The sequence below is a fragment of the Actinomadura sp. J1-007 genome (assembly GCF_009793335.1).
In the GTDB taxonomy this organism is placed as follows: domain Bacteria; phylum Actinomycetota; class Actinomycetes; order Streptosporangiales; family Streptosporangiaceae; genus Spirillospora; species Spirillospora yumaensis.
This window is the reverse complement of sequence record NZ_WING01000001.1, coordinates 2,505,630-2,526,953: the sequence shown is the minus strand read 5'-3', so window position 1 is coordinate 2,526,953 and position 21,324 is coordinate 2,505,630. Positions and strand designations below refer to the sequence as shown.

22 protein-coding genes are annotated in these 21,324 nt (G+C 66.5%); 19 read left to right on the top strand and 3 right to left on the bottom strand.

Features of this window, described 5'->3' with window-relative positions; translation table 11 throughout:
• Positions 1 to 7 precede the first annotated feature (7 nt).
• From casB to GEV43_RS11335, 19 genes are all read left to right on the top strand, one after another.
• Positions 8 to 646: a type I-E CRISPR-associated protein Cse2/CasB gene (casB, locus tag GEV43_RS11425; RefSeq protein WP_309240010.1), complete on the top strand. Its 639-nt coding sequence runs from the start codon at positions 8 to 10 to the stop codon at positions 644 to 646.
• 49 nt (positions 647 to 695) lie between these two features.
• Positions 696 to 1,841, top strand: coding sequence for a type I-E CRISPR-associated protein Cas7/Cse4/CasC (gene cas7e / locus GEV43_RS11420; RefSeq protein WP_160820670.1), 1,146 nt, complete (start codon positions 696 to 698; stop codon positions 1,839 to 1,841).
• Between the two features lie 10 nt (positions 1,842 to 1,851).
• Positions 1,852 to 2,640, top strand: coding sequence for a type I-E CRISPR-associated protein Cas5/CasD (cas5e, locus tag GEV43_RS11415; protein ID WP_160820669.1), 789 nt, complete (start codon positions 1,852 to 1,854; stop codon positions 2,638 to 2,640).
• 6 nt (positions 2,641 to 2,646) lie between these two features.
• Complete coding sequence (gene cas6e / locus GEV43_RS11410; RefSeq protein ID WP_160820668.1) at positions 2,647 to 3,399, top strand: type I-E CRISPR-associated protein Cas6/Cse3/CasE; 753 nt, start codon at positions 2,647 to 2,649, stop codon at positions 3,397 to 3,399.
• A complete protein-coding gene (gene cas1e, locus GEV43_RS11405; protein WP_160820667.1) occupies positions 3,400 to 4,410 on the top strand; it encodes a type I-E CRISPR-associated endonuclease Cas1e in 1,011 nt (336 codons plus the stop codon).
• On the top strand, positions 4,407 to 4,718 hold the full coding sequence (gene cas2e, locus GEV43_RS11400) for a type I-E CRISPR-associated endoribonuclease Cas2e (protein WP_160820666.1): 312 nt from the start codon (positions 4,407 to 4,409) through the stop codon (positions 4,716 to 4,718). Before cas1e ends, cas2e begins: the two co-directional genes overlap by 4 nt.
• 1,928 nt (positions 4,719 to 6,646) lie before the next feature.
• Positions 6,647 to 7,006 (top strand): hypothetical protein, encoded by a 360-nt coding sequence (locus GEV43_RS11395; protein WP_206681122.1) that lies wholly within the window; start codon positions 6,647 to 6,649, stop codon positions 7,004 to 7,006.
• Positions 7,007 to 7,014: 8 nt separating this feature from the next.
• Positions 7,015 to 7,530 (top strand): DUF6879 family protein, encoded by a 516-nt coding sequence (locus GEV43_RS11390; protein WP_160820664.1) that lies wholly within the window; start codon positions 7,015 to 7,017, stop codon positions 7,528 to 7,530.
• A 9-nt stretch (positions 7,531 to 7,539) separates the two neighbouring features.
• Complete coding sequence (locus tag GEV43_RS11385; RefSeq protein WP_160820663.1) at positions 7,540 to 8,385, top strand: helix-turn-helix transcriptional regulator; 846 nt, start codon at positions 7,540 to 7,542, stop codon at positions 8,383 to 8,385.
• A 57-nt stretch (positions 8,386 to 8,442) separates the two neighbouring features.
• Entirely contained in the window at positions 8,443 to 8,781 is a 339-nt protein-coding gene (locus GEV43_RS11380) for a hypothetical protein (protein WP_160820662.1), read from the top strand.
• 139 nt (positions 8,782 to 8,920) lie between these two features.
• Complete coding sequence (locus GEV43_RS11375) at positions 8,921 to 9,103, top strand: hypothetical protein (RefSeq protein ID WP_160820661.1); 183 nt, start codon at positions 8,921 to 8,923, stop codon at positions 9,101 to 9,103.
• A gap of 197 nt (positions 9,104 to 9,300) precedes the next feature.
• A complete protein-coding gene (hemC, locus tag GEV43_RS11370) occupies positions 9,301 to 10,287 on the top strand; it encodes a hydroxymethylbilane synthase (protein ID WP_206681121.1) in 987 nt (328 codons plus the stop codon).
• Positions 10,288 to 10,569: 282 nt separating this feature from the next.
• On the top strand, positions 10,570 to 11,127 hold the full coding sequence (locus GEV43_RS11365) for a hypothetical protein (RefSeq protein ID WP_160820659.1): 558 nt from the start codon (positions 10,570 to 10,572) through the stop codon (positions 11,125 to 11,127).
• Positions 11,128 to 11,830: 703 nt separating this feature from the next.
• The gene (locus GEV43_RS11360; RefSeq protein ID WP_160820658.1) at positions 11,831 to 12,769 is read left to right on the top strand and encodes a P22 phage major capsid protein family protein; all 939 of its coding nucleotides are present in this window, start codon (positions 11,831 to 11,833) and stop codon (positions 12,767 to 12,769) included.
• Positions 12,770 to 12,941: 172 nt separating this feature from the next.
• A complete protein-coding gene (locus GEV43_RS11355) occupies positions 12,942 to 13,223 on the top strand; it encodes a P27 family phage terminase small subunit (RefSeq protein ID WP_160820657.1) in 282 nt (93 codons plus the stop codon).
• Between the two features lie 860 nt (positions 13,224 to 14,083).
• Entirely contained in the window at positions 14,084 to 14,446 is a 363-nt protein-coding gene (locus GEV43_RS11350) for a DUF3987 domain-containing protein (RefSeq protein WP_160820656.1), read from the top strand.
• Positions 14,439 to 15,767, top strand: coding sequence for a DUF3987 domain-containing protein (locus GEV43_RS11345; RefSeq protein WP_160820655.1), 1,329 nt, complete (start codon positions 14,439 to 14,441; stop codon positions 15,765 to 15,767). The genes GEV43_RS11350 and GEV43_RS11345 overlap by 8 nt, the downstream gene beginning before the upstream one ends.
• Positions 15,768 to 15,849: 82 nt before the next feature.
• Positions 15,850 to 16,044, top strand: coding sequence for a helix-turn-helix domain-containing protein (locus GEV43_RS11340; RefSeq protein WP_206681120.1), 195 nt, complete (start codon positions 15,850 to 15,852; stop codon positions 16,042 to 16,044).
• A 51-nt stretch (positions 16,045 to 16,095) separates the two neighbouring features.
• Positions 16,096 to 17,295: a tyrosine-type recombinase/integrase gene (locus tag GEV43_RS11335; protein ID WP_160820654.1), complete on the top strand. Its 1,200-nt coding sequence runs from the start codon at positions 16,096 to 16,098 to the stop codon at positions 17,293 to 17,295.
• A 443-nt stretch (positions 17,296 to 17,738) separates the two neighbouring features.
• On the opposite strand, the gene GEV43_RS11330 is transcribed toward GEV43_RS11335, so the two are convergent.
• The 3 genes from GEV43_RS11330 to GEV43_RS11320 all read right to left on the bottom strand — a co-directional run bounded on the left by GEV43_RS11330 (position 17,739) and on the right by GEV43_RS11320 (position 21,114).
• Positions 17,739 to 17,981 carry a hypothetical protein gene (locus GEV43_RS11330; RefSeq protein WP_206681119.1) on the bottom strand — a complete coding sequence of 81 codons (243 nt, stop codon included), beginning with the start codon at positions 17,979 to 17,981 and terminating at the stop codon, positions 17,739 to 17,741.
• Between the two features lie 120 nt (positions 17,982 to 18,101).
• Positions 18,102 to 20,486 carry a DUF6531 domain-containing protein gene (locus GEV43_RS11325; RefSeq protein WP_302930761.1) on the bottom strand — a complete coding sequence of 795 codons (2,385 nt, stop codon included), beginning with the start codon at positions 20,484 to 20,486 and terminating at the stop codon, positions 18,102 to 18,104.
• A gap of 136 nt (positions 20,487 to 20,622) precedes the next feature.
• On the bottom strand, positions 20,623 to 21,114 hold the full coding sequence (locus GEV43_RS11320; RefSeq protein WP_160820651.1) for a hypothetical protein: 492 nt from the start codon (positions 21,112 to 21,114) through the stop codon (positions 20,623 to 20,625).
• Positions 21,115 to 21,324 lie beyond the last annotated feature (210 nt).

The following is a 21,324-nucleotide window of genomic DNA, read 5'->3' as shown; positions in this document are numbered from 1 at the left end:
ACCCCCCATTCACTCGCGAGGCACCGATGACTCAGCGCTACTGGAACCGCGTGACCGCCGACGGCGGCTGGCTCGCACACGACCTGCGCACAGGCCGCCCGCTCGGCCCTCCCCCGGCGAGGACCTGGCCGCGCTACGCGCCGGGCTGGGGCGGAACGCGGGCGAGGTCCCGGCCATGTGGCGGTTCTACACCTGTCCCGTCGATGACCAGCTCGCGCAGCGTGGCCAATGGTCCGTCGAGCAGAGGGCCGAGCATGCCGCGCTCGCCCTGTACGGGCTGCACCAGCAGTCCAAGAGCATCTCGATGCACCATCCGAAGGTGCCTCTGGGCAAGGCGCTGCACCGCCTGCGCACCAGTGAGCGCTTCAGCGCCCAGGCCGTGGACGCCCGTGTCAACGCCGCCGCTACGAGCACCCGCCCCGCCGCGCTGCTCATGCGGCTGCGCGGTCTGGTCGACCAGCTCCGCGTCATCAATCAGCCAGTGGACTACGACGGGCTGATGCGGCTCGTCCAGGACTGGCATTACGAGGACCGTCGCCGCAGCGCGCGCCGCCGCTGGGCCGTGGAGTACCAGGTCTGGGCGCAGCAGGACGACGCCAGAGCCAACGGTGCGGCCTCCAATGACGGAGCCCCCACTCCGTCCTGACCGGCGACCCCGGCCGCCCCACCACGAACACCTCTCCAGGGAGTCACGCATGCCCAAGCAGCAGTACGTCGAGTACCACGTCTTGCAGACCGTTCCCCCGGCGAACCTGAACCGCGACGACCAGGGCAACCCGAAAGAGGCGTTCTTCGGGGGCGTCCGCCGCTCCCGTGTCTCCTCACAGGCATGGAAGCGCGCTACCCGCATCGAGTTCGACCGGCATCTGCCCGAGGCCGACCAGTCGACCCGTACCAAGCAGATCGCCAAGCAACTGTCCGGGCGGCTCCACGAGCGCACCGGCCTGGAGACCGAGCAGGCTCAGCGGCTGGCCGGAGCGTTGCTGGAGCCCTTGGGCATCAAGGCCGGACGCAAGGCCGGCGACACCGCCTACCTGCTGTATTACGGCCACGGACAGCTCGACCGCATCGTCGACCTGGTCGCCGACCGCGCCACCGACCTCGCCGCGCTGCCCGACGACGAGCTGGCCGCCGCGGTCAAGGACATGAAGATCGCCGACGAGCTCAAGACCGGCCACCCCATGGGCGTCGCGCTGTTCGGACGGATGGTCGCCGACATCCCGTCCCTCAACGTCGACGCCGCCGCCCAGGTCGCCCACGCGCTGTCGACCCACCGCGTCGAGCTGGAATCGGACTACTACACCGCGGTCGACGACGCCAACGAGCTCGACGAGACCGGCGCGGGCATGATCGGGAACATCGGTTTCAACTCCGCCACCCTCTATCGCTACGCCGTCGTCGGCATACATCAGCTCGTCCGCAACATCGGCTCCACGGAGGCGGCCCTGGACGCGGCCCGCCGATTCGGCCGGGCGTTCGCGCTGTCCATGCCCACCGGCCACATCACCTCCTTCGCCCATCGCACCAGGCCCAGCCTGGTCGCCGTCGTTGTCCGCGACGACCAGCCCGTCAACCTCGTCTCGGCGTTCGAACGCCCCGTCCCCGACACCGACGCATCCGGCGACGCCTGCGGTGTCGCCGCTGAGTCGGCCGGCCGCCTGGCCCGTGAGTACCTGCGCTCCGTCCGCCAATGGGGCGACCAACCCGTCCACGCTGCCGTCTCGCACGCCTTCGACGGCACCGCCGACGACGACATCACCCGCGCGTTCGGCGACAACCACTCCTTCGACCAGATGCTGCAAGGCTTGAACCAGGCCTTGGCGCGCACGTGGCAGAGCTGAGGACCGCCCCATGCCAGACCACCACCGGGTACTGATGCTGCGGCTCGCCGGGCCCTTGCAGTCCTGGGGCGGCCAGAGCCGCTTCAACCGGCGCGAGACCCGTCCCGAACCCACCAAGTCCGGGGTCCTCGGGCTGCTGGCGGCCGCGCAGGGCCGCAGCCGCGAGGACCCGCCCGGCGACTTGCTCGACCTCGCCCTCGGAGTACGCGTCGACCAGGCCGGGACGCTGCTGCGCGACTACCACACCGTCAGCGACTACCGCGGCCGTCCACTGCCGCAGGCGGCCGTGAACGCCAAAGGCGTGCAGAAACCCACCTCGCCCGCCAAGCACACCCACGTCACGCAGCGCTACTACCTCCAGGACGCGGTCTTCGTCGTCGGCATCTCAGGCCCCGCCGACCTGGTGGACGCCCTGACCGCCGCGCTGCGACGCCCGGCGTACCCGCTCGCGCTCGGACGGCGTTCCTGCCCGCCCACCCAGCCGATCATCCTCGGCACGCGCGACGAGGCATTGAACGACGCGCTCAGCGAGCAGCCCTGGCAGGCAGGACACGCCGCACGCCGTGAATTCCAGAACCGCCACAACGGACGCCCGCCCCGCATCGACCTGCCGGTGACCATCGAGAGCTCCGACGGCGACGACGTCGTTCACGATGTTCCGCTGTCGTTCTCCCTGCGCGACCGCCGCTTCACCAGCCGCCGGGTCGCCCACTCCTGGGTCTCGGCCCCCACCGGCTTCCCCGAACCCGACGCGCCCTCCGATGCGGGCCACGATCCCTTCGCGCTACTGGGCTGGTGACCGACCATGACCTACCTCTCCCGCGTCCGCATCAACCCCCTGCGCCAGCAGTCCCGTCAACTGCTCACCAACCCGCGGGCCATGCACAGCCACGTCTGCGCGGCCGTCCCCGCGACCCCCGATACCGAACGCCAACTCTGGCGGCTGGACACCGACAACCCCCACCGCCCCCAACTGATCGCCCTCACGCGCTCCAAACCCGACTGGACCCACCTGGTCGAGGCCGCCGGATGGCCCGCCGCCGACGATGGCAAACCCTGGGTCGCCGACTACACGCCGCTCCTGGCACAACTGGCCATCGGCCGCGAATTCGCGTTCCGGCTCACAGCCAACCCCGTCCAGAACGTCCCGCGCCCACCCGAACGCACCGTTCAAGACGGCACGGACCCCCGGCCCCAGGACAAGCCCCGCCCATCCGTCCGCACCGGCCACCGCACCGCCGCACACCAGTTGAACTGGCTCCTCAAACGAACTGAAAAGTACGGATTCCAGATCCCCGCCGCCCGCACCGACCCCGGCCTGGAAATCCTTCCCCTCGACAATTCCACCGCGGCACCCGACGTGCGGATCCTGCGACGCGACCGCCTCTCGTTCACCAAAGCAAAACGGCGACATGTCGTCCTGCACGTTGCGACGTTCCAAGGACGCCTGCAAGTCACCGACACCGACCTGCTCACCCGCGCCCTGCTGAACGGCATCGGACCGGCCAAAGCCTACGGTTGCGGCCTGCTCACCCTCGCACCCCTGGCGGGACGCTGAATGCCGGACATCTGGTGGAAAGCCCACCCACACGACCTGCACCGACTCCAAGACCGCATCTCCAGCGTCTACGTCGAACGCAGCCACGTCGACCGCGACGAGAACGCCGTCGTCGTCATCAACAAACGCGAAACCGTCCGCATCCCCGCCGCCATGGTCGCCGTTCTCCTCCTCGGCCCCGGCACCCGCATCACCCACGGCGCCGTCAACCTCCTCGGCGACTCCGGCACCGCCATATGCTGGGTCGGCCAACAAGGCGTCCGCCTTTATGCCTCAGGACTCGGCCCCGCCCGTGGATCCGGACTCCTCCACCAACAGGCCTACCTGGTCACCAGACCCAAAGAACGCCTCAACGTCGCCCGCGCCATGTACGCAATGCGCTTCCCCGGCGAAGACGTCTCCACCGCCACCATGCAACAACTCCGCGGACGCGAAGGCACCCGCATCCGCAAGCTCTACCAAACCCACGCCCAACGCACCGGCGTCACCTGGAACCGCCGCGAATACAAAGCCGGAGACGCCCACGCCGCCGGCGACGACCTCAACCGGCTCCTATCAGCCGCCAACGCCGCCCTCTACGGCATCTGCCACGCCGTCATCGTCGGCCTCGGCGCCAGCCCCGGACTCGGCTTCGTCCACACCGGATCGGCCATCTCCTTCGTCCTGGACATCGCCGACCTCTACAAAGCCGACTACACCATCCCCCTCGCCTTCGACCTGACCGCCCAAAATCTCACCGACGAACGCGATGCCCGCACCGGCCTGCGCGACCTCATCGCCGAGCACCACCTCCTCAGACGCATCGTCCACGACGTCAAAACCCTGCTCGCCCCGGACGAGGCCACCCCCATCCCCATCGACGAAGACATCAACCAACTCTGGGACGAACACGCCGGAGCAGTCTCCGGCGGCGTCAACTGGTCCGGCAGCGAAGACCTCATCCAACCCGGCATGGGCGACCAACACGTCGCCATCATCGGCCCTGAATTCGACCCACCCACCACAACATGACCACCGTCGTCGTCCTCATCGCCGCACCAGAAGGACTCCGCGGCCACCTCACCCGCTGGATGGTCGAAGTACACGCCGGAGTCTTCGTCGGCAACCCCAGCCGCCGCATCCGCGACCGCCTCTGGGACCTACTCGCCACCCGAATCGGCGACGGCCAAGCCATCCTCGTAGAACCAGCCGCCAACGAACAAGGCTGGTCCGTCCGCACCGCCGGCAAAGACCGCTGGAAACCCGTCGACTTCGACGGCCTCATCCTGTCCGCCCGCCGCCGAAACCAACCAAACGAAAACAGCCCACCCACGGGATAAAACACCAGGTCAACAAGTGTCAGCCCCGCGCCCGCGGGATGGTTCACGGCGGCTTTCGGATTGGTAGGGTGCTGGCCAGTCAGCCCCGCGCCCGCGGGGATGGTTCGGCGCTGTCAGCTCTGCGGTCCGAGGGCCTTGTGTCAGCCCCGCGCCCGCGGGGATGGTTCCAGGCCACGTTGCGGACTGATCGCGGCCCAGAGGTCAGCCCCGCGCCCGCGGGGATGGTTCCGCGGCCACCTGGGCGACGGACACTTACGCGAAGTCAGCCCCGCGCCCGCGGGGATGGTTCGCGCTCGGCGAGCAGCTCGACGCGGCCGCCGTGGTCAGCCCCGCGCCCGCGGGGATGGTTCTCATAGGGAGGTTCCTTACGGGCAGACCGGGCCGTCAGCCCCGCGCCCGCGGGGATGGTTCGCGCGGTGGACCACGGTGCAGCCGCCACACGCCGTCAGCCCCGCGCACGCGGGGATGGTTCGCGGCTTGTGTGCCTGCTTTTCGGGCACGTGTCGTCAGCCCCGCGCCCGCGGGGGTGGTTCGACCGAGGGCGACATGGACGGCACCAGCGCTTCGTCAGCCCCGCGCCCGGACGCGGGGCCGACAGGAGACAGGAGCGCGCCGGGTGATCCTGGACAGAACCATCCCCGCGGGCGCGGGGCCGACAACCGCGACAACGCGTTCAGTATCCGCAACCCCCGAACCATCCCCGCGGGCGCGGGGCCGACGCGGACATGGCGGCCACCATCCACAAACTCAAGGAACCATCCCCGCGGGCGCGGGGCCGACGCGCGGCCGGGTTCCCCGGGGCAGCGCGAGCGCGAACCATCCCCGCGGGCGCGGGGCCGACCGCGCCGGTGGCCGTGTAGGTCAGGGCGGCCAGGAACCATCCCCGCGGGCGCGGGGCCGACTACGGCGCGGGTCCGCATGGCCGGGCGCATGGAGAACCATCCCCGCGGGCGCGGGGCCGACTTCTCCGGCGGCGGCGCGGCGAGCACGGCGGCTGAACCATCCCCGCGGGCGCGGGGCCGACCCAGGAACCGCCCGCCGCGCCCGCGCCGCCCAGGAACCATCCCCGCGGGCGCGGGGCCGACGCTTTGTGACCTGCGGCGTTGTCAGGGAAGGTGCGGGTTTTTGTTCGGTTGGCTTGTGATCATGGTTGATGGGGGTCGGTGTTCGGGGCATGCGTCGTTGGCGTGGCTCAGCCTATAGGGCTGGTGGTTTTGTCGGCACTTACTGGGTGTCGCACGTGGGCGCTTGATGCGTCGATGGCATGAAGACGTCGGCTGTGCGGTGGTCGCGTCCGAGGAGGGATCGGCCGAGACCAGCTTGTACGCCCGGCCGTCCGTAGTGTCTTGTCCGGTGCGCAGCCGTGGACGCCGCATTCGATGATCGCGTGAGCCGGTTGTGGGTGGCCTGGCCCGGTAGGTTGCGGCGATCGTGCTCGGCTCCGGTTCCGGATGTCTAGTGCGGGGCGGCCTCGGTACGGGCGGACGGTTCGGATGTCGGTGGGGGAAGCCGGGTGCCCGAGTCTGAGGTGGAACCATGAGTGAACGCGGAGTGAACGTTGGGCGGGGCAGGGGGAACCGGCGGGGGCTTTCGTGGAGGCCCTGGTGGTGGGTCGTGTGGGACTCGAACCCACAACCTACGGATTAACGAGGGGGGTTTTGGCTGTTTGGAGCCTGGTCCGGCCAGTGGTCGTCTGAACATCCTTCTTGCAGGTCAGGGCGCGTGCCAGGCGCCCACCTTCTTCGGTCCTTTGGAGACCCTTGGAGCCCCACTGAGCCCCATCCGTGGGGATCGCATGGGGGATGAACGTGGAGGTGTTTGGGGCGGTAGGGCGGCGGCCTCTTGACTGGACCGCCCGTGACGTTCAACTATCGCTGGGGTCGTGCAACTTCGTTCAATCAAGGCCGAGAGGGCGGATCATGCATCTAGTGTTCCTGGGCAAGGAGACGACCAGTGGTCAGAGTCCGACCTTGTACGCGACCGACCGCGATTCGTACCTCGTTCAGGGGTGGATCGTCACTGACCCCACCATAATCGGGGAACTGACCCTGTCCGATAGCGAAACACTCGTGGAGGTGCCGCCACGCCTGATGACCCACCTCTCCAAGGATGGCATGAGCGGTCATATTGAGAACCTGGTGCCGCCCATCGTGCACGTCAACAACAAGGGGAACTACATCATCCGTGGCGCTCGCGTCACGGATGAGATCGCAATCAGGAAAATGGAAATTCCGAACCACGAGACCTGTGTGGAGATCCCCAAGAAAATCATGGCTCTACTCGTGTAAGGAGTTACATGGAGCCAATCGAATATCACCAGTTCCAATCCATGCTTCGCTCCGCCGAGCGTGCTTGGCATCTGGAGTTGCGCGACACGTACAGCGTGGAGTTCGAAGAGGCTCCACTGGATCGATGGAGAAAGGGCGAGCCTGACGACTTCGCATGGCTGGAAGACTGGCTCCAGTTCATTCGCGAACTCGTCGCGAATGGCGTCGATGTCCAACGTCTTCGCTTGGTTTCCGAACCTCATTCCGAGTACACCGAGTGGAGTATCAGCGTTACGCCGCTCAATGTCTCTGCCGGTGAGAACGTTCGGTACCTGCCACGCGCCATGGCAAAGGACATCGAGTTTCCTGAAGAGGACTGTTGGATACTGGATGACGACCGACTCATCCTCAGTCTCTTTAAGCAGGATGGTGGTTCGGCGGGGTTCGCGGTCGAACAGTCTCCCGGCCTGCTGGCTCGCTACCTGGCCGTGCGCGATGTGGCCTGGTCAAGGGCTATACCGTTCGGTCAGTACGTGAATCGATAGCCTCGTCACGTGTCCACCCCTGCCCGTCAAGCCCGTAAGGCACTAGGTGCCCGTCTCAAGGGCATACGTAAAGATGCCGATCTGACGGGCAGGGCGTTGGCTGCCCAGGCTGGTTGGCATCCTTCGCTTGTCTCCAAAATCGAGCATGGTGCGATCAACATTTCAGAGGATCACGTTCGCAAGTGGTGTCGTGTTTGTGATGCCGAGTGGGAACGAGATGACCTTATTGCGACGGTGCGTTCCATTGACACCATGTTCATGGAGTGGCGCAGGCAACTTCGTTCGGGCACGAGGCAGCGTCAAAAACTGAGTTCGACGTTCGAGGCGGAGACGAACTTCTTTCGCGTCTTCGAGCCTTTGTTCATTCCTGGCTTGCTTCAGACGGCTGAATATGCCGAAACAATGCTTGCGATGACTGTCGACTTTCACGGTCTTCCTAATGACACCGAAGCGGGCGTAGAGGCCCGGATGTTCAGGCAGCAAGTCCTTTACCGTGGAGAGCGAAAATTTCACATGGTCATCACCCAAGCAGCGCTGACGATCGGTGTAGTTCCCAGCCACGTCACGAGAGGTCAACTGGATAGGCTGTTGACGCTCTCCTCCCTTCCTCGCCTGCACCTCGGAATCATTCCAACCCGGGCCCCGCACAAGTACTTTCCACTCCATGGATTTTGGATCATGGATGACCGAGAAGTGTTGTTTGAAACAATCTCAGCCGAGGTCAAATTGACCCAGTCTCACGAGGTAGCGGTGTACCGCCGGGCCTTTGACAGGCTTGCCGCCTCTGCCGTGTACGGGTCAGAGGCCCGAAGCCTCATCACTCAAGCGACCGAGGAACTCGCCTCCGAGATCTGATTCAACTTCGTTCAACTTTCTGGACTGGCTGAGGAAGACGCTTCTACCGTCCTTGGCATGAGTCACCACAGCCCGCGACACGCGAGGGTTTCCGCTGATCAGCCGATGCCTGATGATGGTCGGCGCTCGTATCTGTCTGCGCTTGAAGCCGCCGTGGGCGAGCACGGTGGGATGTCGTGCGGTGTGGTGCCGCGCGAGGGGACGCCGGTGTTGCATGTGATCAACGCCGAGTTGCCGGGTCGTTGGGTTGAGGTCGGTTGTGACTACGTGGATGGTGCGTGGTGGTTCGTGTGGGATTGCACGGGCCAGACGATCGGCACGGTTGACGATTCGGCCGGGGTGGCGCGTGTGGTCGGCGTTGAGGTGGGCGCGCATGTTCGGAGGGTGTCTCGGTGATGGGGCCGGGGCGGTTGAGTGAGGTTGCGGGCTTGCTTCTTGCTTCGGGTGCGGTGGTGTTCGCGGCCGGGGCGGCGTTCGGGTTCGTGGTGGGCCCGGAGTTGGTGGCGTGTGGCCGGCGCTTTCTTCGGAGGTTGTGATGGCGCCGGTCACGGCCGAGGTTCTGGGGCAGGCGTTGGAGGTCGCCAGGGCGGCGTATCACGAGGCGATGGGGCGGGCCGGGATGCTGCGGGGCAAGGTCGCAGAGGTCCACGCCTACGCCGAGACCTTGATCGCTGAGTTGGACCGGGAGGACACCCCGCAGGGTGATCCTTCCCCGTAGACGCCTCTGGGCGGGTGGGCGGCCAGCCACTGAAGTTCCCGTGTGGTCCGACAAAGCACCACCCAGGCCGGGCCCGCCCAGAGGTTCAAGCCCTGACCCGCCCTCAGCCGGGGGCGGGTCAGGTTCCATCCAAGGAGATGGGGAGTCGTGAGGTGAACGAGGGAGCACCGGCGAACGGCGGGGCTAGGGTCTCGTTTGTGACCGAGGTCGTGCGCGTTGGACATGCCGGGATCGAGCCCGCGTTCTCCTGGTCGGGCGGGGGTGGGGTGCTGCGGTTGGGGACTCGTACCTCGCCGCTGGCGTTGGTGCAGGCGCGCCATGTCGCCGGGCGGCTTGAGGAGTTGGCCAGCGTCCGGGTTGAGGTGGTGGGGATTCAGACCGCCGGGGACCGGCACCGGGGCCACCTGGGCGAGTTGGGCGGCAAGGGCGCGTTCATGCGGGAGATCGACCGGGCTCTGCTCACGGGCCGGGTGGACATCGCGGTCCACTGCCTCAAGGACGTTCCGGGGGATGTGCCCCGGCCTGAGGGACTGGCGTTCGCGGCCTACGTCCAGCGGGAGGACACCGCCGATGTGATGCTGTTCCCGATGGCCTCCCAGATCGAGCGGATGGCCGAGCTTCCCACTGGGGCGCGGGTCGGTACCTCGGCGGTGCGCAGGCGCGCCCAGCTTCAGCAGATCCGGCCGGACCTGCGGGTCGAGTCTCTGCGGGGGAACGTCAATTCGCGGCTGGGCCGCCTGGACGCCGGTGAGGACTTCGACGCCATCGTGCTGGCGCGCATCAGCCTGGCCCGGCTCGGCATCGAGCGGCCGGGCGATGCTCTGGACATCATCCCCGCCGTAGGGGCGGGCGTGCTGGCGGTCGATTGCCGCCAGCGTGACGCCGATGTGGTGGAACTGGTCCGCCTGCTGGATCACCGCCCGACCCGGCAGTGCGTGAGCGCTGAACGCACGATGCTTCACGGACTGAGGGGCCACTGCAACAGCCCCATCGCCGGACACGCACAGTTCGAACGTGACGGCCAGCTCGGGCTACGCGCCATGGTGTTCACCCGCGACGGCTCCCAATTCGTCCACTCGCACGAATGGTCGCCCCCGACAAAGGGCGCGGACCTGGGCGCGTACGTCGCCGGGGATCTGCTGCGCAAGGGAGCCCGCGACCTCATCGACGGCATCCCCCACTGACCCCCAACTTGTAGATCCCATCACCCCAAGACCGCCACCGGCGGGCCCGGCCCGGCCCAGCTCCGCCCCGGAACCGGGACGGGGGTTGTAGGTTTCCGCAAAAGATCACCGCGTCAGCGGACTCGTCTCCCGCCTGGTCGGGGCCGCGTTGGTGTGTCGAGCCTGTGGGAAACCTCCAAGCTCTGCTTGGGGCCGTCCGGTGCTGGCTGGCTTCCTTCGTTGGGGCGTGGTGTGAGGTGGCCCGGTTTGGTAGATCACTCCAGCTTCGGATAGTTCTGTCCGGTGGCCGTCACGCGCAAGGCTGGCGGCTTGGGGAGGTTGTCGATGGCCAAGCCGTGTCGGGCGCTGGACTTCACGCACCAGTTCAAGTGGCTGTACCTGGAGATGTTGTACGAGGAGATCACGCATAAGGATGGCTGCCTACGGGGCAAGGTCGAGCCAGACAACGGGCTTCTGTACATGGTCGGGCTTCTCAACTTCCTGAACCGGCAGACGGGTGAAGTGTTCGTTTCCCGTCGGAGACTCGGCGAAGATATGGGGATCCACTCCAACGGCGCGCCGCTGAAGGCCGCGTTGGACGCCTACTTGGAGCATGGGTTTCTCGTGAAAAAGGGACATAGGAACCGTACCGACCTTTTGGCGGTCACGTTCCCCGAAGCGCTTCGGGGTAAGTACCCCGACCTTGAGGACGCGGTCATGGGGCCGTTGCTGAATCCGCCTCCGGCTGCCCCCGCCTCTGGCGGGGCTTCTGCGGCGACTGACTCCTTCGCTGATCCGTTCGTTCCTGATGACGAGCGCGGGCCGAAGGCCGACCCGTTCGCCGACCCGTTCGCGCTGTGACGGCCTCGAATGGTCTGTGACTGTCATGCGGACATGACCTAACCCGTAACCCATAACACCTGAACCCGGGACCCGGAACACCGGGTCCCGGAACTAAACTGGTAACTACAGGTGGAGAAGCATGGTTCTACCTGCCGTGATCGGCAGGCCATGAGACTCATGGACTGTGAGGCAGTTCACGGCAACTTCGTGCCGCAGGTTCTGTTCCACGGCACATCTATATGAGTAGGGGAACCGGTGGTGGAGGGCTCCATAGCCCTCCACTCCTCAGGCTATGACCGGAGTCACACCCTCTAGGTGTGCCGGTTTCGGCGATTTGCACACATCTATTTATATGCCGAAGGGGGTATCACCGGAGGCGTCGTCAGCCGTCCGACTGTTCTTCTGCCCAAGCGGCCTCCTTGTGGCCGTTGGCCAACCTACTTCCCGTCTTCCTTCTAGGAGGACCAGCCGAGTCATCGGCCGGCCCCTAGGGCTCACCGCTTGCGGTGGGCCTTCTTTCAACTTCCGCGGCTGATGTCTGCGGAAGCCCGTTGAACCTGCCATGTTCACGAACTTCACCACCTCACCCGGTGGTGTCTCCGGCCCCGGCCGGGGTTCTTGGTTGCTGTGGCAGGTTCCCAAGGGTCCCGACCGGGGCCCTTTTTCGTTTCCAGGGTCGGCGTGCCACCGCCCCTGGTCCTTGCAAGGAGATCACTACCGCATGGCTATCAACCCGACCCCCGTCTACACCAACGACGGGACTTCCACGTTTATCCCGGAGATCTGGAATGCCGAACTGGTCGTGGGTCTGGACGCCCAGTTGGTGTTCGCGTCCCCGCTGGTCGCCAACCGCGACTATGAGGGCGACATCCAGGCCCAGGGCGACACCGTCGCCATCAATGCGATGATCGCGCCCGAGGTCGGCAGGTACGACGACACCAAGGGCATGGACATTCAGGACCTCAAGACCATCGCTCAAAAGCTCCTAATTTCAGAAGCCGACTATGTCGCCTTCTTCGTTCGCGACATCGAGCGGGCCCAGGCCGCCGGAGCGCTGGACTCGCCCGCCATCAAGCGCGCGATCCTGAGCTTGGCCAAGTCGGTGGACACCTTCGTCGGTGGCGTCATCGCCACCAGCGCGACGGCCTACGCCCCCGCGCTGGACCTGTCGAAGGTGACCGCGCCGGTCGAGAAGGGCGAGGCGTTGCTCGAAGCGATCTTCGATGCGATGGAACAGCTCGACTCCACTGACGCCCCGCCGGACGGCCGCTATGTGGTGGTCTCCCCGAAGGCCAAGCGGTATCTGGTCCGGGCTGAGGCCGTGGCGAACGCCTCGGCCTACGGCGAGGACGGTGCGACCAAGAACGGCGTGATCGCCCGCCTGGCGGGCTTCACGATCCTCACCACGACCAACATGCCCGCCGGGATGGATTTCGTCGCCGGGCAGCGGGAGTTCACCACCTTCGCCCAGCAGTTCCTGGGGTTCCGTGACCAGCCGGTGGAGAAGTTCCGCCGCGACCAGATCGACGCCCTGAACGTCTATGGAGCCAAGGTTGTCCGGTTCCCCGAACTGGACACCGTCACGGCCGACGGCAAGAGCTTCGATGAGTCCAAGCCGTCCAAGGGCCTGATCAAGGCGGCGGTGAAGTGGGCCGCCTGATCTTCCGGCCAAGTCCCTGGCGGCGGTGCCGCTACTGCCTCAAACGGCTCCCCGCCGAAGTGTTCTGCGCCAAGCACGAACACGGCGGAACCGGCTGACCACACCCGAGCGTCCGGCCCCGGAACGCCGGGGCCGGCGCTTGGTTCGGCTTCTTACGAAAGGAGTACCTGACGTGGCCGATGGACAAGACTTCGGCCAGCGCGGTCTAGCGCTCTGGGAGGACATCACCCAGGAATATGGGGAGCCTCAGGCCGAGAAACGGCATCTGCTCATCGAAGCGTGCCGCCTGGCCGATCAGGTGGAAGCGCTACAAGCGATTCTGCGGGCCGATGGGTACGTGGTGAGTCTCCAGGGTGGGAACGTCAAGCGTCACCCTGCTGACACGGCTCTCAAGGACGCACGGAGCCTGTTCCTCAAGACCCTCGCCGCGTTGGACCTTCCGGAGGAAGGATAGCCATGGGACGAAGCTACGGAAACACGCCGTCGGAGCGTGCGCGACACCGCAAACGCAAGGGCGGGAAATGGAAGCGTGAGCGGGACACCTCAAGCGACGCTGAATGCTTCTGTGGCACCTTCCGGGGCCCGAGGGCTCCCCACTACGGCCAGCCATGCGGGCAGGCGCCCTGCGCGACGCTCAAGGTCAACCAGGACCACACCATGGGCGTGGGGCTGGAGTTCTCCGCCTGCACATCACCCGACAGCCCATGCGTGACCACCGGATGGTGCGCCGTCCACAACCCCATCTGATCACCAGCCGTTCAGTAAGCTTGTTTCTTTCGGTCGCCCCGAGAAAAGCCCAATTCTTGGCGATCAAAAAGTTCTCAAACTTGCAAGAGGCGGAGAGGGGAGACGTACCTATCCCGCATACGTGAGCGAACTGGGTATCCCCCGGGGCCATCACATGCTCGAAGTAAGAAGAAAGCCCCACACGGCCCGTGCACTCGCTCTTCACTGCCCGCTGCCACTTCTTGCTATCGCTCGTTGCTCACCACTGCTCTGCACTCATCAATCTCAAGAAGTTTGAAAGCCGCGCCTAGCTGCGCTTTCGCGTGGCTGGCACTCTCATTCGCTGAGCATGCGGCTTGCGCATTCCCGAAGAACGGCTTTACGTTGTGGCTCCGCTCAGCCGCTCCACTCGCTGAGCCCCCAACTTCCCGCTCCTCCAACTCTCCGCTCCCCCGCTTCCCCACTCTGTGCGGGCAGCACGCAAGGAGGCGAAGTACTGGAAGGAAGAAGTTGGGCCAGACATAGGCCAGCCCCACAGCGTCCATCTCGCCAAAGAAGCCGCTGTGGGGCCAACACAGGGAGTCTCTCATGTCCTCCAACCGCCCCGTTGTGTCCGATGCTGTGTACGTCGGGCCGTTCGGGAAGATCACCGCAGCGATCGACCCGCACACCGAAGGCGACCGCGTCGGCGTGCTGGTCACGCTTCTCAGCGCGTTCTCTGCGGTGATCGGCCACGACGTCAAGGTGGCGCACGGCAAGACCCAACCGTTGGGGTTCTGGCCCGTCCTGGTGGGCCCGACCGGGAAGGGCCGTAAGGGGACCGCGCACGGCGCGGCGATGCAGGTTCTCAGCGTCGCCTACGCGGGCTTCATGGACACCTCGCAGGTCCGAAGGGTGCCCGCGTACTGGGGAGGGCTTCACGTCCACTCTGGATGCGCTGGCCGTGGGTGACGTGGCCTCTCCGGTCTTCCTCGTTGAGGAAGAAGGAGACAACCTGATCGACGCTGCCAAGCGCTCGAAGACGCTGGGGGTGGCGTTCCGCAAGGCATGGGACGGGTCGACGCTGGCCAACATCACCAAGCAAGGTCAGGTCGTCGTGAAGCGTCCGCACCTGGGGATGGTGATGCATGTTCAGCCGAAGAACTGGGCGGCGATCTCCGGAACCAAGGATGCGACCGGCGGCACCTACAACCGGTTCTTTCCGGTGTATGTCGAGCGAACGAAGAAGGTCCGCCTGTCGAAGGCGCGGACGCCTTCGGATGTCGTGGTCAAGCTCGCGCGCAAGCTGCGGGAGATTGTCGCCTACGCGGTGAACGTCTCTGAGGTGACCATGCCCGCGACGGTCGAAGACGTCTTCGAGGACAAGCACCGCCCGATCGTGGAAGCCCTCACGCTCGGCACCGAAGCACTGGCCCAGTACGCCGAAAGGGCGCTTGGCTACATGCTGCGGCTCGCGGCCCTGTATGCGCTGGCTTCCGGGCGCGATGAGATCCACGTGTGCGACTTGGACGCCGCTACCGCCCTGGTCACCTACATGGTTGAGACCGTGACCCACGTCCTTCCGGACGCCCAGTCCGAAGGCGGGGACCTCCCGGTCCGCATTGAGGCGTTCATCCGGGAAGCGGGGGAACGCGGCCGGACGTCCACCGAGATCCTGAAGAAGTACGGGATCAAGCGCGAAGCGCTCGACCTGATCGTGGCCAACAGCCCGACTCTCAGCGTCGGGCAGGGCCCCTACACCGGCGGACGCCGCGCCGACATCTTCACCTACACCGAACCGGTCGTGATCGACGTCGAAGACGTCACGGTCACGGCCACCGTCGAGGACTCCGGGGCCGCTGCGCAGGATGACGTACCGGGCGGGGACGTACGGGAAAACGGTGACGTACCCGACTCCGGGCCCGAGGAGTTGGCCGCGCTCGAAGAAGCCATGTACGGCCCGACTCCTACCCCCGTACCGGAGCCGGAACCCGCCCCGCAGACCGTTGCGGACCCGGTCGCGGAAGTCGCCGCGACCCTGCCGGACAAGCCGCTTGGGGTGGACGCCTTCCGCGCCCTGCTGGACGCCGGAACGCCCAAGGCCGACAAGCCCAAGAAGGCCAAGGCGAAGAAGGCCAAGAAGAAGCGCAAGAAGGCCGCGCCCGCGCCGCTGACGGTCGCGGACCTGCGGACCCTGCTGGCCAGCCTCCCCGCCGACGAACGGCGGTCCCTGCTGGACCCGGTCCAGCAAACCCTGGACCTGGAAGGCACGGGCATCCCCACCGCCGCCTGACCCTTCCCGTTCTCTGCCGCCCCGGCCTATGCCGGGCCGGGGCGGCACCCTGCCCGAACCCACCACACCCAAGGAAGCCACCTTGCGCCACCTCACCCCCGTCCCCGACACCCCCGAACCCCTCATGGACGTCCCCGCCGTCGCGGCCTATCTGAACGTGAAGACCTCATGGGTCTATGACCACCGCCGCGAACTGCCGTTCTTCAAAGTCGGCAACCAACTCCGCGCCCGCCGCACCGACCTTGACCAATGGCTCACCGGCCAGCGCGCCGCCTAACCACACCGCCCATCCCGCACCCACGACCGGCCCACATGGAAGGTAGAAACGGTGGCTGACAACTGGGAAGGCAAGACCCCCGACGGCATCTCATGGCGGTACAAGCGCAACCGCAACGGCGAGAAGGCCAAAAACTCCAACGGCCGACCCGTCAAGGTCTACGGCTGGCGGACCACCATCGACGGCAAGGAGGCGCGAGTCAAGCCTTCCGAAGACCTCGAATACGTCCGGGCGGAGCGAGACCGTATTCGTACCCAGCGCCGCGAAGGAAACTACGTGGACCGCAAAAAGGGTGCAGTCCTGTTCAAGGACTACTCCGCTGCCTGGTTGGCCTCTAAGCATGACATCGACCCCGACAGCAGCTATCAGACCTACCAATCCCAGCTCAACACGGTCAACAAGCTGATCGGTGAAAAGCCGCTCTCGGCGCTGACGCCGAAGGTGCTCCAGGATCTCGTCAACGGCATCGTGGCCATGGGCAACCAGCCGAAACTGTACTTCCGCCTGGTCTGCGCCATTCTCCGCGACGCGATCAACAAGGACGTGATCGTTCGCAAAGACCCGAAGGTAGGGCTCAACCTGCCGGTACGGCCCGCCCGAAAGCCCAAGTCGCTGAGCAAGGCGGAGTTCGCAGCAGCCGAGAAGGCGCTGAGCGTCGATCCGTTGCTCAAAGCGTTCTTCACCACGCTCGCCGAGACGGGCGCACGAATATCAGAGGGGCGGGGGCTGTGCGTAGACCAGGTCGATTCGGAGTCTGGGGACATCCCCCTTGACCGTCAGATGGCCCAGCGCCGCGAGACCAAAGAGTTCTATCTCAAGGAGCCCAAGACAGAGGCGGGAGTCCGGACGGCCGTCCTGACGCCTCACCTGTCCAACGTGCTCACGACCTACATGGAGGCCCATCCGCCAGTCGAAGCGGAGATCACCTACCGCTACCGCAACGGCGATGAGGAGACCCGTACCGTCCTGCTGATCTTCACCACCGACGACGGCAGGCCCGTGACACGGGAGTACATCCGGTGGCGCTGGAACCGGGCATGCAAGGCCGCCGGGATCAAGCTCACCCCCCACCAGCTCCGCCACACCCTGGCAACGCTCCTCATCGGTGACGGGGTGGACGTCAAGACTGTCCAGGCCATCCTTGGGCACAGCAAGGCCAGCATCACGCTGGACATGTACGCCGACCCTTCTGAGCAGGGGCGGAACGTGGCGCGGAAGGCGCTGACGCGCCGCCGTATCAAGGCGGCTTGATCCCCCACATCGTGGGGATCTAGTGGGGACCGGAACCCCCCTCGTTAGAGAACCGGCAGGTCAGGCGGCCCTTGGGTGGGTCGTGTGGGACTCGAACCCACAACCTACGGATTAAAAGTCCGGTACCCCTGTATTAGGGCGGTGCTCTCGATGCCATCCTGTGCCGCTCCGTCCACATTAAGCGCCATTTCTATGCCGCATGATGCCGCAATGTGCCGTTCCGTTTCGGGACCGCCGAGCGAACAACGAGCGAACACCGCGGCTTTGGTGGTCAGCGCATGACCCTTCGAAAGCCGAGGACGAGTGTGGCCAGGCGTGTGCTGCGCGCATTCGCTCTGGTCCGTCTTTAGATGGAGACTGGAGCAGCGACGGACTTCGCAAAGGAAGCGCTCGCATCGCTGAAATCACGGGCACCGGACGAAACCATTCCTAACCGAACGGGTTCAGGGCGATTGGCAGTCGGCGTCGAACTCCGCCAGCCATGCCTGGAAGTCTTCCGTCCCGTGCAGGTACTGGCCCGGCGCTTCCTGCAGATCGGCGCCGAAGAGCCTGTCGAGGGCGTTCAGCACGGCCTCGTCCTCGACATCGGCATAGCCCGGATCCTCGCGTACCCACGGGGCGGCCCAGTCGTTCGCCTCCTCCCGCGTCCTGGTGCCGGCCACGAGCCCTTCCAGCAGGGCGCGCACCTCCTGCCGGGTTGGTGCCGGATTGCTTACCACTTTCCGGTGTACCTGCCATTCCTGTCGAACATGTAGTGAGTCTTCTTTCCATTATTGAATTCTGGGCGCACCTGGCGGACCCGTCCCTCATGGTCGACGGTCTCGTGCCACAGCCGTTTCCGCCCCGTCGTCGGATCCCACTCCCGGACCGCCCGCCTTCCGGCCATCTCGCCCGGGGTGCGCGGCGGCGTGATATTTCCATAGTAACGAATCCTTCCGTCCGGAAGGATGCGATGCCCGCCCTTGAGTCTCGCGTCCCGCCGCGTCGTGGACGAAGTGGATCGTCTGGCCCGCCGTGGCGAGGCTCAGGGGCCGCCCGGTCGGGTCGTACGACCAGTGGCTCTCCGCGCCGGACGGTGTGCGGCGCCGCACCCTGTTGCCGGCCGCGTCGTAGACGGAGGTGACGCTGCGGCCGTCGCAGGTCTCGGTGGTGACCCGCCCGAGTCGGTCGTACGCGAACCCCAGTACCGCGCCGTCACCCGCGATCCGTACCGGACGCCCGCCCCGGTCGTACTCGTAGACGGTGAGTCGGTCGCCCGCGTGCTTCTTCTGCACGTTGCCGAGGGCGTCATAGGTGTAGGTGGTGGTCTGACCCACACCGTTCGTGCTGGTGACCAGTTGCCCGGCGAGATCGTAGGCGTAGGTCAGCGACCGGCCGTTGAAATCCCGCTCACCGACGATCATCCCGGCCGGGTCGTGTTCGTAACGCCAGACCAGTCCCTGCGCGTTGGTGACCGAGGTCAGGCGCAGTTCGGTGTCGTAGCGGAATCGCAGGCGCGTCCCGTCCGGGTTGACCTGGGTGACCACCTCGTCGAACGGACCGATCTCCAGCGCGGTGACCTGTCCGGCCGCGTCGGTGTGCCCGACGAGGTTGCCTTCGGCGTCGTACCGCCAGTACTCGGTGGTGCCGTCCGCGAGCGTGCGCCACAGCGGCCGGCCCTCGACGTCCAGCCCGCAGCGCACCGTCCCGCCGAGTGGGTCGGTGATCGTTGTGGTCCGGCCCAGCGAGTCGTAGGTGTAGCGGGTGACGGCCCCGAGCGGGTCGGTGAACGATGTCGGGAGCCCCGCCGCGTTGGTCTCGCAGCGGGTCACGTTGCCAAGCGGGTCGGTGACCGAGGCCAGGCCGCCGCCGTCCGCGTAGGTGTAACGGGTGACCGCGCCGACGGGGTCGACGAGTTCCGTCCGGTTGCCGCGCGCGTCGAACGCCTGCCGCCACGTGGCCCCGTCCGGCTCGACGATCTCGACCGGGAGGTTCAGGTCGTTGTAGGCGACCTCGGCGCGGGTGCCGTCGGGGCGCGAGACCGAGGTGAGGTTGCCGTGCTGGTCGTAGTCGTACCGAGTGGTCCGCCCCAGCGGGTCCGTTCGGGCCAGGAGCCGGTCGTACGGGTCCCACTCGGACGTGGTCACCGCCCCGAGCGGGTCTGTTTCCTCGACGACCTGGAAACGCTCGTTGTAGCGGTAGATGGTGGCGTGGCCGAGCGAGTCGGTGACGACGGTGGTGCGATCGTCGGGGCGGTACGAGAGCGTCGCGCTCAGGTGGTCGTCCTTGCCGACGCCGCGAACCGCCCGGCCGTCCTCGTCGTACTCGTAGCGGTACCAGAAGCCGTTGCGGTCGACCCAGCCGGTGAGCCTGTCCTCTTCATAGCTGAACCGCAGCGGATGCCCCGAGGAGTTGACGACCTCGGCCAGACGGCCGTCGGCGTCGTATCCGTACCGCATCAGGGGGACGCCACCGGGATCACCGCCCGGTTGTTCGGCCAGCGAGCGCAGCGCGGTGATGCGCCGCTCCCCGGCCGGCGCGTCCAGCGGCGCGGTGTCGACCGCGACGCGGTACCCGCCGGAGTGCCGGATCTCCACCAGGACCTGATCCTCGTAGAGAAGATCGACGCGGTTGCCGTTGCGGTCGGTGATCGCGGTGAGCGGCAGCCGGGACCAGCCGTGCCGGTCGCCCGGGGCGGGGAAGTGCAGGGTGTGGCCCTGCCGCGGATCGGTCAGCCGGTAGTCGCCCTCGGACGTCAGCAGCAAGGACCACTGCGGTCCGGAGGCCGGGCGGAACTGGATGTTCGGCAGCAACGCCTGTGGGTAGTTCAGGACCGTGCCGTCGTCCGCGAGGAAGTGGACGCCATCAGCGTCCACGTCCAGGTGCTGGTCCAGCGTCGACGCCCACGACCTGCCGAACCACCGGCCGGCCCTATAGCTGGAGATATGCGTGCGGGTCAGCACGACCGGCAGAACGCCCGGCAGCTCCAGATCGTTCTGGCTCAGCAGCACCTCGCCGGTGACGACATCGATCGGATCTCGCGTAGTCGACTTGGTGTGGTTCGGCCGGGAGTTGCTCGCATCGCTTCCGTGCCGGCGCTGCGCCGGATTGCTGCGCCCCCGCCCAGAGGATGTGCCGCCACGACCGTGCGGAGCGCCAGGCCCTCCACCGTGCGCACGCCCCCTCGGAGTACGGAACGAGGAGCCCGCCATCCTGCCGATCGGACCGCCGACCGCTCCGCGCCCTCCGCGGCCTCCTTGACGGCCCCCTCCATGCTGACCGCGGCCGTGCCGGCCCCTGCCCGATCCGCCGTGCCCCCGGCCGCCGCCCAGTCCGCGACCGCCGAACCTACCCAAGGAGGGCTTCGATGGCCTGGTCGATCAGCGTGTCGATGATCATTCCGGTGACCTCTTTGAAGATCGGAATCTCGGCCAGGGACGCTCCGAAGGTGGGCGCGGCGGTAGCGATGGCCTGCGCGATCTGGATCGCGAGCATGACCAGTTGGACGATCACATTGATCTTCAGTGCCAGCACGATGCCCGCGCACAGGAACAGCGCCGCCCCGACGAGCGTCGCGCCGGTGGCGGCGTCGTCCAGGATCGCGACGGGCGCGTCATCCTCGCCCCACGCCTTCTGGAACGCGTCGATGTCCGCGCCCTTGTTCCCCGACCACACCTGCTGCGCGGCGGTGCCGGCCTCCGAAACGATCCCATTGACGGTGCCGGAGAAATCGACCCAGGCCGACCCCATCTCGAACAGCTTGGTCTCGTCGGCTTCCGGCCAGGTGTAACCGAGCATCGACAGCAGGCCGATCAGCTCACCGGGCAGTTGCAGACCCACTCCGCATCACACCCATCCAGCGTGCCCGAAGCCACCTTGCCGCCGTGCTCCATGGGCCTCTCGGCTCGTCCGTAACCCTCGTCCGTGACGGCCGGCCTCTGGTGAGCACCCCCAACGCCACCGAGAAACGGCTCCTCTGCGCGCTCCTGAACGGCGTAGCAGCCTCCCCGAGGACGCGTCGCCGCCCAACCGACCACCCGCGTTCGCCGC

Excerpts from the sequence above, each read along its gene's own strand:
- cas6e (WP_160820668.1), top strand. The coding sequence starts at position 2,647 with ATGACCTACCTCTCCCGCGTCCGCATCAACCCCCTGCGCCAGCAGTCC.
- GEV43_RS11375 (WP_160820661.1), top strand. The coding sequence starts at position 8,921 with ATGGCGCCGGTCACGGCCGAGGTTCTGGGGCAGGCGTTGGAGGTCGCC.
- cas2e (WP_160820666.1), top strand. The coding sequence starts at position 4,407 with ATGACCACCGTCGTCGTCCTCATCGCCGCACCAGAAGGACTCCGCGGC.
- GEV43_RS11360 (WP_160820658.1), top strand. The coding sequence starts at position 11,831 with ATGGCTATCAACCCGACCCCCGTCTACACCAACGACGGGACTTCCACG.
- cas1e (WP_160820667.1), top strand. The coding sequence starts at position 3,400 with ATGCCGGACATCTGGTGGAAAGCCCACCCACACGACCTGCACCGACTC.
- GEV43_RS11380 (WP_160820662.1), top strand. The coding sequence starts at position 8,443 with ATGAGTCACCACAGCCCGCGACACGCGAGGGTTTCCGCTGATCAGCCG.
- GEV43_RS11325 (WP_302930761.1), bottom strand. The coding sequence starts at position 20,486 with ATGGCGGGCTCCTCGTTCCGTACTCCGAGGGGGCGTGCGCACGGTGGA.
- cas5e (WP_160820669.1), top strand. The coding sequence starts at position 1,852 with ATGCCAGACCACCACCGGGTACTGATGCTGCGGCTCGCCGGGCCCTTG.
- cas7e (WP_160820670.1), top strand. The coding sequence starts at position 696 with ATGCCCAAGCAGCAGTACGTCGAGTACCACGTCTTGCAGACCGTTCCC.
- GEV43_RS11350 (WP_160820656.1), top strand. The coding sequence starts at position 14,084 with ATGTCCTCCAACCGCCCCGTTGTGTCCGATGCTGTGTACGTCGGGCCG.
- GEV43_RS11390 (WP_160820664.1), top strand. The coding sequence starts at position 7,015 with ATGGAGCCAATCGAATATCACCAGTTCCAATCCATGCTTCGCTCCGCC.